This is a genomic window from Kocuria sp. (genome assembly GCF_030536815.1).
GTDB classification, from domain to species: Bacteria; Actinomycetota; Actinomycetes; order Actinomycetales; family Micrococcaceae; genus Kocuria; species Kocuria gwangalliensis.
The window spans coordinates 4,048-13,830 of record NZ_JAUNPE010000062.1 but is presented as its reverse complement, the minus strand read 5'-3'; the positions used below and the strand labels follow the sequence as shown (position 1 = coordinate 13,830).

The window sequence follows — 9,783 nt, the reverse complement described above, 5'->3', positions numbered from 1 at the left end:
CGTGTCCGTGAAGATTCTCGTGGTGGATAACTACGACAGCTTTGTCTACACCTTGGTGGGGTACCTCCAGCAGCTCGGTGCCGAAACCACGGTGATCCGCAACGACGACCTCGATGTTGCCGCGGTGACCGCCCTGGCCGGCGAGCACCAGGGCGTCCTGCTGTCACCGGGCCCCGGTGCGCCGGTGGATTCCGGTGTGTGCCCCGATCTGATCCTGTGGGCTGAGCAGACCAAAACCCCGTTGTTGGGTGTGTGCCTGGGGCACCAAGTCTTGGGTGAGGTGTACGGCGCCCGCGTGGGTCACGCACAGCAGCTGATGCACGGCAAGACCTCCCAGCTGATCCATCACGGCACGAGCGTGTTCGCCTCCGTTCCGTCCCCCTTCACGGCCACGCGTTATCACTCGCTCGCCGTGGACGCCGCCACTGTCCCCGACTGCCTCGAGGTCACCGCGACCACCGAGGACGGCCAGGTGGTCATGGGGCTCAAGCACCGCACCGCGCCGTTGCACGGTGTCCAGTTCCACCCCGAGTCCGTGCTGACCGGGGGTGGCTACCTCATGCTGGGCGCGTGGCTCGAAGAGGTCGGCCAGGAGGGTGCTGCCGCGGCGGCCGCGGGACTGTCCCCGCTCATCACCGCCTGAGTCCACCGCTGATTTAGCCCCGAGACCGGGACGGTGTCGGCGAAGCGTCCTGCCCGTCACCGGCCGATTCGGGCGCGGTGGACGGCGTGGACTCCTGGGTCGGTTCGTCACTGGGCTCCGGCGTTGACGTGGGCGACGGCGTGACCTCACGCGCAATCGTCAGCGTGATCGTGGAGCCCTGCGCCACCGAAGAACCGGCCGGAGCCGACTGTTCGAGCACGGTGCCCGTGGTCTCGTCCTCGGAGTCCCGGACCGCGATGTTGTAGTTCAGCCGTACGTCGTCCGCGCGTAGCGCATCTTGAGCCTCGACGCGTGACATGCCGACCACGTCCGGCACGGTCACCCGGCCGGTCGAGACCTGCAACTGCACGGCGCTGTCCTTCTCGACCGAGGTGCCGCCGGCGGGATCGGTGGACAATACCACGTTCTCCGGCACGGTTGCACTGTTGACGGTGCTGACCATTCCCACGCTCAGACCGGCCTCGCGTAACGCAGTGCGAGCATTGTCCAGGCTCTGACCCACCAGGGTGTTGGGGACATCCACGGTGGCGGGACCGTCCGACACCGTTACGGCCACGCCGGAACCCGCCTCCACCTGAGTGCCCGCGGAGGGATTCATGGTGATCACGTGCCGCTCGGGTACGGAATCACTGTTCTCGGTGCTGAAAGTGGGCTCGAGTTGGGCATCGCGCAGGGTGTTCTCCGCGGTGGTGCGGTCCATGCCCTCGACCTGCGGCACGGAGACCATGGCAGGCTGTTCCACTTGCTGGTTCTGCCACCACTGCACGCCCATGACGCCGGCGATCCCGAGTCCCGTGAGCAGTAAAACCATGAGTACGGCGGGCAGGATCCAGCGGCCGCGACGCTTAGTGTCGGGCGCAGCCGGTTTCGCCGCTGCCGAGCCGGCGTGGCCTCCGGTGTTTTCATCCGGGTCCAGGTCGTAGTGCATGGATGCTTCACCCGGGTACGCCGCATGTTCGGCGGTTTCGCTACGGCCGGCCGCGACCACGGCACCGGCACCGACCCCCGCGCCCACCGCGGGCAGTGCCTTGGTGCTGGAGTCCATGGTCTTGGTCGCGTCGAGGGCCTGCGTGGCATCGAGATCGTCCGGTAACTCCACGAGAACGGTGCGCAGCGCACGGCGCATCTGAGCGGCATCGGAAAAACGATGATCCCGGTCCTTGGCCAGCCCCTTCTCCATGAACCGGTCCACGGACCGGGGCAGCTGGGGGTTCAGGGCCGACGGCGCGGGGGGCGCGTCCCGCACGTGCTGCGCCGCAATGGCCACCGAGGATTCGCCCACGAACGGGGCCCGACCGGTGAGCATCTCGAACAGGACACAGGCTGCGGAGTAGAGGTCGGAGCGGGCATCCACTGCGACCCCGCGGGCCTGCTCCGGGGAGAGGTACTGGGCGGTTCCGAGAACGGCCTGGGACTGCGTGAGTGCGGCCTGCGTGTCCTCCACGGCCCTGGCGATCCCGAAGTCCATGACTTTGACGGCACCGTCCGGGGTGACCTTCACATTGGCCGGTTTGATGTCGCGGTGCACGATGCCGGCACGGTGGCTGAATGACAGCGCGTCGAGAATGCCCAGCATGTACTCGATGGCATGTTCGGGTTCGATGCCCTTACCGTGAATCAGCTCGCGCAGGGTCTGGCCGGGAACGTACTCCATCACGATGTACGGCCGGGTCACCCCGTCCGGGCCCTGGGGCGTGATCTCGCCCGTGTCGTAAATGGAGACGATCGTGTGGTGATTGAGCGAGGCCACGGCCTGGGCCTCGCGCTGAAAACGCTCGTGGAACGTGTCGTCCGCGGCAAGTTCGGGCCGCAATACCTTGATGGCCACGAGACGCCCCAGACGGAGGTCCTCGCCCAGGTGCACGGTGGCCATTCCACCGCGTCCAATGACCTCACCGACCTTGTACCGCTCGTTGATCAGGTCAGGCATTGCGGGCATTCCCATGTCGGATCACCCCTCGGTACCGGAACCTTGGGCGGTACCGCCACTACCCTGCTGAGCCTGGGCGGCATCGGTTCCCGAGGCCTCGGCCACGCTTTGCAGCTGGCCATTGGCGGGCGACGCCGCGGCGTCGTCGGGATCCGCCTCGGAGGTGGCCGCCGGGGCCGCCGCTTCGGGTGCGCCGGTGGCATCGGGTGCCTGCGTCAGTTCATTGCCCGGTTGCGGTGCCTGTGTCTGCTCGGGTGCGGAACTCTGCGTGGCTGGGGAATCCTGTGCGGGAGTCTCTGCATTCTGCTGGGTGCCGCTGGTCTCGGAAGACCACGCGACGTACAGGATCACGGTGGAACCCACCGCGACCTCGGTGCCGGCCTCGGGGTTCGAGGAGATCACGGTGCCGGCGGCGCTACCGCTGCCCTGTTGCAGCCGCTTGTCCACGTTCACGCCGAGCTGGGCGATCTCATTGGCGATCTCTTCCCCGTCCTCACCGACAATGCTGGCCGGGAGCGTGACCGTTTCCGTATCCGGGCTGGCCGTGGAGGAGGTCACCGTGCCCTGGGGGGCCGGATCCTCATCGCCGCGATTGCCCAGGGCCCACAGGCCGAAAATCAGGCCGCCCAGCAGGAGCAACACCAGGGCGAGCACCCACGGCCAGACGGTTTTGCGGCGCCCGGCCGACTTGGAGCCGCCCTTGCCCGAGGCGTGGGAATGGTCCACGGAGTCGAACTGGGCGGTCGAAGGGTGGGCACTGTACTTGGGATCCGGCCTGTCGGCGGCGGCTGCGGAACCGACGACTGTCGGTGCGGTGGCCGAACCCGTGGAACGCGGCAGGGCCTGGGTGCGATCGTCCTTGACCGGAGACATCGCCTCGGTGGGCTGGTCATTTTCCTGATGGTCGGGCAGGAACGCAGCCATTCCGGGAACCATGGCCACAGCGGACTTCACGTCGTTGCGGCGCAGCGCATCCACCGCGTTGGCCAACTTGCCGGCGTTCTCCGGCCGGTCCTGCGGGTCTTTGGCAAGCATGGACATGATCAGGGCGCGCACCGGCTCCGGAAGACTGTCCGGCAGCGGCGGCGGTGAGTCATTGACCTGCGCCAGGGCAATGGCAATCTGGGACTCGCCCGTGAACGGGCGTTTCCCGGCGAGCAGTTCGTAGCCGATGATTCCCAACGAGTAGATGTCCGAGGAACCCGTGGCGGTCTGGCCCGTGGCCTGCTCGGGAGCCAGGTACTGGGCCGTGCCCATGACCTGGCCCGTGGCCGTGAGGGGGACCTGATCGGCCAGCCGGGCAATACCGAAGTCCGTGACCTTGACCCGATTGTCCGGGGTGATGATCAAGTTGCCCGGCTTCACGTCACGGTGCACCAGACCCTGCGCGTGCGCGGCAGCAAGGGCACGGGCCGTTTGACCGATGTAGTTGAGGACGGTGTCCGGTTCGAGTGACTTCTTGCGATCGATCACGTTGGACAGCGGATCGCCCGGGACCAGTTCCATGACCAGGAACGCGGAGCCCTCATCCTCGCCGTAATCGAAGACATTGGCTACGCCGGGATGGTTGAGCAAGGCGGTGTGACGTGCCTCGGCGCGGAATCGTTGCAGGAAGGTCGGGTCACCGTTGTACTCGTCCTTGAGGATCTTCACGGCCACGATGCGGCCCAGGACTTGGTCCTTGGCTTTCCAGACCTCTCCCATACCGCCGATGGCGATACGTTCTGTGAGTGCGTAGCGCCCGCCCAGAATGGTGTTCGACGATGGTCTCACTGGTTCAACACCGCCTCAAAGAGTTGCTTAGCGCTCGGACTGGTCAACTGCGCACCGGTGGTCACGTCCACATCTTCGATGACCACCGCCACCGCAATCTGGGGGTCGTTCGCGGGCGCAAAACCAGTGAACCACGAGTCGTTCAATCCCGCTTCCGATCCGATCTCCGCGGTGCCCGTTTTGCCGCCGACCTCCACGCCGGCGACCGAGGCGCCGTTGGCGATTCCGTCCTCCACGACCTCCACCATCAGGTCCTTGACGGTCTGCGCGGTTTCCGGATCGGTGGAGCGGCGCAACTGCTCGGCCTCGAACTCCTGGATCACGGACAGGTCGGACGAACGGACCGTCTTCACCAACTGTGGTTTCATCATCACGCCGTCGTTGGCGATCGCTGCGGACATCATGGCCACCTGCAGGGGGGTCGTGCGGACGTCGTACTGGCCGATGGAGGACAAAGCGAGCTGGGAGTCATTCATGTCCTCCGGGAAGATTGAGGGAGTCACCTGGAGCGGAATGGACAGGTCCTGCCCGTACCCGAAGTTCTCCGCGGTGTCGCGGATGGCATCCTGGCCGAGGTCCATCGCGATCGAGGCGAACGGCGTGTTGCAGGACTGTTCGAGGGCGAACTCCAGATCAACCTCGGTGCGGGCAGCACAGCCACCGCTGCGGTAATTGGGCAGCGTGACGGTGGTGCCGGGCAGTGGAAGCTCTGACGGGTTGGCCAGCGTGGAATCGGTGTCGTACTGGCCGGATTCCAAGGCCGCCACGGTGTCGATGATCTTGAACGTGGAGCCCGGTGAGTACAGATCACCGGCGATCGCCCGGTTCTCCAGCGGCTTGTTCTCGTCGCTGTTGAGCTCCTCGGCGGCCGCCACTACCTCATCCGTGTTGTGCGAGGCCAAACGGTTGGCATCGAAACTGGGGCTGGAGGCCATTGCGAGGATCTCCCCGGTCTGGGGGTTCACGGCCACGATCGAGCCCTTGTGGCCTTCCAGAAGGTCGTTTGCCAGTTGCTGAAGTTCGGGGTCCAGGGTGAGTTCAACGGAGGCGCCGCTCGGCTGATCACCGGAAAACAGGGACACCACGCGGTTGTAGAACTGTTCGTCGGAGGCGCCGGAAAGCTGTTCACCCATGGCCGCCTCAAGACCGGTGGCACCGTACACCAGCGAGAAGTATCCCGTCAGGTGCGCGTACAGGGGAGAGCTTTCGTAAACGCGCTGGTGTTCGAAATCGTCCTGGGAAGGCACCGACTTCACGATTTCTTCACCGTTCACCAGGATGGATCCCCGGTCGGACCCGAACTGGTCGTACAGCGCTCGGTTGTTCCACGGATTGGCCTCGAGTGTTTTGGCAGCGAAGAACTGAACGTAGGTCAAGGCCAGGAGAAGGACCACCACGATGGCCACGGATGCGAACCACATTCTGCGAATGGCTGTGTTCACGGTCTTCCTCCTTCCGGTGTCGAATCGGGTTGGTCTGGGGACGGGGAACCGGAACGGCCCCTGATCCGAGAAATGGCTTCGGTGGCGGTACCGGCGTCTTCGGAGGTGGTGCGCGTGCCCGCCACGGAGGACGAGAGCTCGGTGGTGGGCTCGGAATCCCCGGCTTCCTCGTCCGCGCCTCGACCCTCGCGAGTTGCTCTCGCATGGGCTTCAAGCTCCGCGTAATCCTCGTCCGTGGCGGGGCCGGTCAGGGTCGGTCGGCGGGCCGTGTGCGAGATCGCCAGCAGAATCGCCGCGATGATCCAGTTGGACAGCAGCGACGAGCCACCGGCGGACATGAACGGCGTGGTCAAACCCGTCAGCGGTAGCAACCGGGTCACGCCCCCGATGACCACGAGCAACTGAATGATCATGAGCGCGGACAAACCCGCGGCCAGCAACTTGCCGAACGTGTCGCGGGTGCCCAGGGCAGCGCGCAGACCGCGGGTTGCGAACAACATGAACATTGACAGGATCGCACCCAGCCCGATCAGCCCGAGCTCTTCACCGAAAGCCGTGATAATCATGTCCGAATTGGCATACGACACCAGGTCCGGCCGGCCCTGGCCCAGACCCTGGCCGAACAACCCGCCGGATGCCAGGCCGAACAGGCCCTGCACGATTTGCCCGGATCCGCCCAGGGGACGGTTGTAGACCTCGGGTTCGAAGGCGTTCAACCACGAGTCCAGGCGCAGGCTCACGTGGGAGAAAATGCGGCTCGCGGCAAAACCGCCCACGACCATCAGGAGCACACCCAGCACGATCCAGCTCGCACGGCCGGTGGCCAGGTAGATCATGACCAGGAACAATCCGAAGAAAAGGATGGCGGTGCCCAGGTCCCGCTGCAACACCAGCACGCCGATGGCGATCACCCAGGCCGCGAGCAGGGGGGCGGTGTCCTTGAAGCGCGGCAACCGTACCGGGCCGATCTTGTGACCGGCCAACATGATCAGGTCACGGTTGGTGGAGAGGTAGCCGGCAAAGAAGATGGCCAGCGTGATTTTGGCGATCTCACCGGGCTGGAAGGTGCGCCCGGCAATCGAGATCCACAGACGAGCGCCGTTGATCTCCACGCCCAGGCCCGGGATCATGGGCAACAGCAGCAGCAGTGCGGACAACAAGAGGCTGATGTAGGTCATCTTGCGGAGCAGGCGGTGGTCTTTGAGCAACCACAACACGGCGCACGCGACCACCATGGCCAGCCCGGTCCAGATCACCTGGGTGTCCGAGGCGGTCTGTCCCGTGGACAGGTCGATGCGGTGGATCATGGCCAGTCCCAGGCCGTTGAGTGTCACGGCAATGGGTAGCAGGTACGGATCCGCGTGGCGGGCGCGAATCCACAGCACCACGTGAATGAGTAAACCGCCGCCGGCCAGTACCGCACCACTGGTGATGATGCGGGCCGGATCCTCGGCCAGGCGATCCGGATCGACCAGAATGTTTGCGCCGACCCCGATGGCGAGGGCCACTATCAGCAGCAGAAGTTCGGTGATGCGCCGGGGCTTGGGAGAGATCCGCTCCCCGGGCACCTGGGTAGGAGCGTTCATTGCCGCATTGCTCACGAGGCATCACCCCCGTTGTCGGGGCTGGCGGAGGGCGAACTGGTGTCCTCCGGGGTGGGCGTGATGACCGTGACCCGTCCGGTGGGCTGCGGGCTGGGTTCCTCGCCGTTGGAGGAAGCCAGCTCGTCGACGATGCGCTCGGCTTCTTGATAGCTGCCCGCGGGAATGGTTCCCCGCACCCGCTCCTGCACGTAATTGGGCAGGCTGTCCACATCCACCGTGGTGGTGCTGTCCAATTCGCTCAGACTGATGGGTCCTAGGCTCTGGGAAACCCCGTTGTAGATGGCCACCTTCCCGTTGTCCTCGCCCACGTAGTACTGCGAGGACGTCCAGGACTTGGCGGCCCAGCCGCCCAGTAACAGTGCGAGCGCGGCCAGCCCCAGGAGACCGATGACCAGCGCACGACGCCGCTTGTTCCCCTTGCGAGGCTTCCGCTCGCCGAGCAATGCGTTGCGGACCTCGTCCGGATCCGACGGGACGTCCAACGTGGAGGTGCGCAGCATGGTCGCGCGGCGCCGTGCCACGGAATCCGTGACCGTGGGGATCCTGCCGGTCTGGGTGGCATTGGCCGCCGCGCCCACGAGCAGGTGGGGTCGTTCGGCGAGGTCTCTGCGCAGTTCCGCAGCGGAGGATTCCTTGTGCTCCGCAGGAGTCTGATGATTGTCCGAGTAGCCCGCGCCGGCCACGGGCGAGTCCAAGCTGGCGTTCCACAACTGCTCATCGGCCAGTTGTTCGTCCGAGGTGCGGCTGTTGTCGGGAATGGCACCCACGGTTTCCCCGGTGGTGGGCGCGGGCTCGCTACCCCGCGGGATTTCTTGAACCTCGACCACGATCACGGTCACGTTGTCCGGGGCGCCGCGATCCAGTGTGAGTTCCACCAGGGAGTTCACGATCTGGTTGAGGTCCCCGGTGGAGCGCATGATTGATTCAATGGTTTGTGCATTGACCACCGCGTTGAGCCCGTCGGAGCACAACAGCCACCGTTCACCGACCCGGGGGGTGACGGTTTGTACTTCGAGTTCGGGAGAGGCATCCACGTCACCCAGAACGCGCATGAGCACGTTCTTGTGGGGGTGGCTCTCTGCTTCTTCCGGGCGCAGCCTGCCCTCGTCGATGAGCCGCTGAACAAAGGTGTGGTCCGTGGTGACCTGGCTGAATCCCCCGGTGTCCGACCAGCGGTACGCACGAGAATCGCCGATATGAGCCACCGAAATGGTGTCGCCGTCGATCAGTAGTGAGGTCACGGTGGTGCCCATGCCTCCCAACCGCGGGTTGGCCTGAACGAGCTTGGCCAGGTTCTGGTTGGCGTTTTGGATTTCATCCGCCAGAACCGTTTCCGCGTCGCCGTTGTGGCCCGCGTGGTCCAGGTGGGTGAGGTCGATGACGGCGGATGCCGAAGCGACGTCGCCGCCCACGTGGCCGCCCATGCCGTCCGCGACGACGGCCAGGTAACGACCCGCGTACGCGGAGTCGTCATTCTTGGATCGGATCCGGCCGACGTCCGAGCGCGCGGCAAAACGGAAAGCAATGGGCATGGGTCAGGGCCTCAGTTCCATCACGGTACGCCCCACACGGAACTGCACGCCCGGGTCAACCGCTGTCGCGCGGGAAAGTTGTTGGCCCTGGAGGAACGTGCCGTTGGTGGATCCCAGGTCCTCGAGGAACCATCGCGAACCCTGTGCGAACAGGCGCGCGTGGCGGCCGGAGGCGTAGTCGTCTTCGAGGGGAACCGTGGACTCGGCGGAACGGCCCAGCAAGATGGGGGCGGATCCGAGCTGGAAACTACTGCCGGACAACGGCCCGTCGACGATCACCAGGGTCCGGGGGCGGTAGCGGGTGCCGCCGGTCGTGGTGGCGCCGGAGTCTTTGCCGGCCGGTGGTGTGGCGGGGCGTTCCTCGCGTGCGGCGGGACGTTTCTTCCGTGCGTTGTTGATGGCGGCGCGGGCCCTGTTGCCGACCGCCAGATCGCGTGCTTGGGAAGCAATAACGGCGAAAATGAAGATCCACAGCAACGCCAGGAACCCGAAGCGCAATAGCGTAACGGTCAGCTCAGACACCTCAGCGCCCTTCCTTGGGGACTACCAACTGGAACACCAAACGGGTTCGCCCCATGGTAATCACTGATCCGTTGACCAGCTCGGCACGACCCTGAATGCGTTCACCGTCAACGTAGGACCCGTTGGTGGAACCCAGGTCCACGGCCAGGTAATGCTGGCCCTGTCGCCGGATTTCCAAGTGCTTGCGGGACACGCCGGTGTCTTCCACGGTGATGTCCGCCTCCGTGGAGCGACCCACGCTCACGCTCGGTGCGTTCAACGAGAAGCGCTCGCCGCTGACCTCGATCACGGGGACGTAATCGACTGCCGGCTGCGG

General features: G+C 65.4%; 8 protein-coding genes. 1 reads left to right on the top strand and 7 read right to left on the bottom strand.

Translation table 11 applies throughout. The features are described 5' to 3' along the window. The first annotated feature begins 1 nt into the window (after nucleotide 1). Nucleotides 2-643: an aminodeoxychorismate/anthranilate synthase component II gene (locus Q4E95_RS07430; protein WP_303382697.1), complete on the top strand. Its 642-nt coding sequence runs from the start codon at nucleotides 2-4 to the stop codon at nucleotides 641-643. A gap of 13 nt (nucleotides 644-656) precedes the next feature. Here Q4E95_RS07430 and pknB read toward each other — a convergent pair whose 3' ends face one another. From pknB to Q4E95_RS07395, 7 genes are all read right to left on the bottom strand, one after another. Continuing rightward, complete coding sequence (gene pknB, locus Q4E95_RS07425) at nucleotides 657-2,609, bottom strand: Stk1 family PASTA domain-containing Ser/Thr kinase (protein ID WP_303382696.1); 1,953 nt, start codon at nucleotides 2,607-2,609, stop codon at nucleotides 657-659. Between the two features lie 6 nt (nucleotides 2,610-2,615). Continuing rightward, nucleotides 2,616-4,367 (bottom strand): protein kinase, encoded by a 1,752-nt coding sequence (locus tag Q4E95_RS07420; RefSeq protein ID WP_303382695.1) that lies wholly within the window; start codon nucleotides 4,365-4,367, stop codon nucleotides 2,616-2,618. Next, complete coding sequence (locus Q4E95_RS07415; RefSeq protein ID WP_303382694.1) at nucleotides 4,364-5,809, bottom strand: penicillin-binding protein 2; 1,446 nt, start codon at nucleotides 5,807-5,809, stop codon at nucleotides 4,364-4,366. Before Q4E95_RS07415 ends, Q4E95_RS07420 begins: the two co-directional genes overlap by 4 nt. Beyond that, nucleotides 5,806-7,395, bottom strand: a complete 1,590-nt coding sequence (locus tag Q4E95_RS07410; RefSeq protein WP_303382693.1) for an FtsW/RodA/SpoVE family cell cycle protein — start codon at nucleotides 7,393-7,395, stop codon at nucleotides 5,806-5,808. The genes Q4E95_RS07415 and Q4E95_RS07410 overlap by 4 nt, the downstream gene beginning before the upstream one ends. Before the next feature lie 11 nt (nucleotides 7,396-7,406). After that, the gene (locus tag Q4E95_RS07405) at nucleotides 7,407-8,945 is read right to left on the bottom strand and encodes a PP2C family serine/threonine-protein phosphatase (RefSeq protein ID WP_303382692.1); all 1,539 of its coding nucleotides are present in this window, start codon (nucleotides 8,943-8,945) and stop codon (nucleotides 7,407-7,409) included. Between the two features lie 3 nt (nucleotides 8,946-8,948). After that, a complete protein-coding gene (locus Q4E95_RS07400) occupies nucleotides 8,949-9,467 on the bottom strand; it encodes an FHA domain-containing protein (protein WP_303382691.1) in 519 nt (172 codons plus the stop codon). A 1-nt stretch (nucleotide 9,468) separates the two neighbouring features. After that, nucleotides 9,469-9,783: FHA domain-containing protein (locus Q4E95_RS07395; protein ID WP_303382690.1), on the bottom strand; the 315-nt coding region annotated here is incomplete at its 5' end.

Bases quoted from the DNA above. Each gene is read 5' to 3' on its own strand.
- pknB (WP_303382696.1), bottom strand. From the start codon at position 2,609: ATGGGAATGCCCGCAATGCCTGACCTGATCAACGAGCGGTACAAGGTC.
- Q4E95_RS07410 (WP_303382693.1), bottom strand. From the start codon at position 7,395: ATGAACGCTCCTACCCAGGTGCCCGGGGAGCGGATCTCTCCCAAGCCC.
- Q4E95_RS07405 (WP_303382692.1), bottom strand. From the start codon at position 8,945: ATGCCCATTGCTTTCCGTTTTGCCGCGCGCTCGGACGTCGGCCGGATC.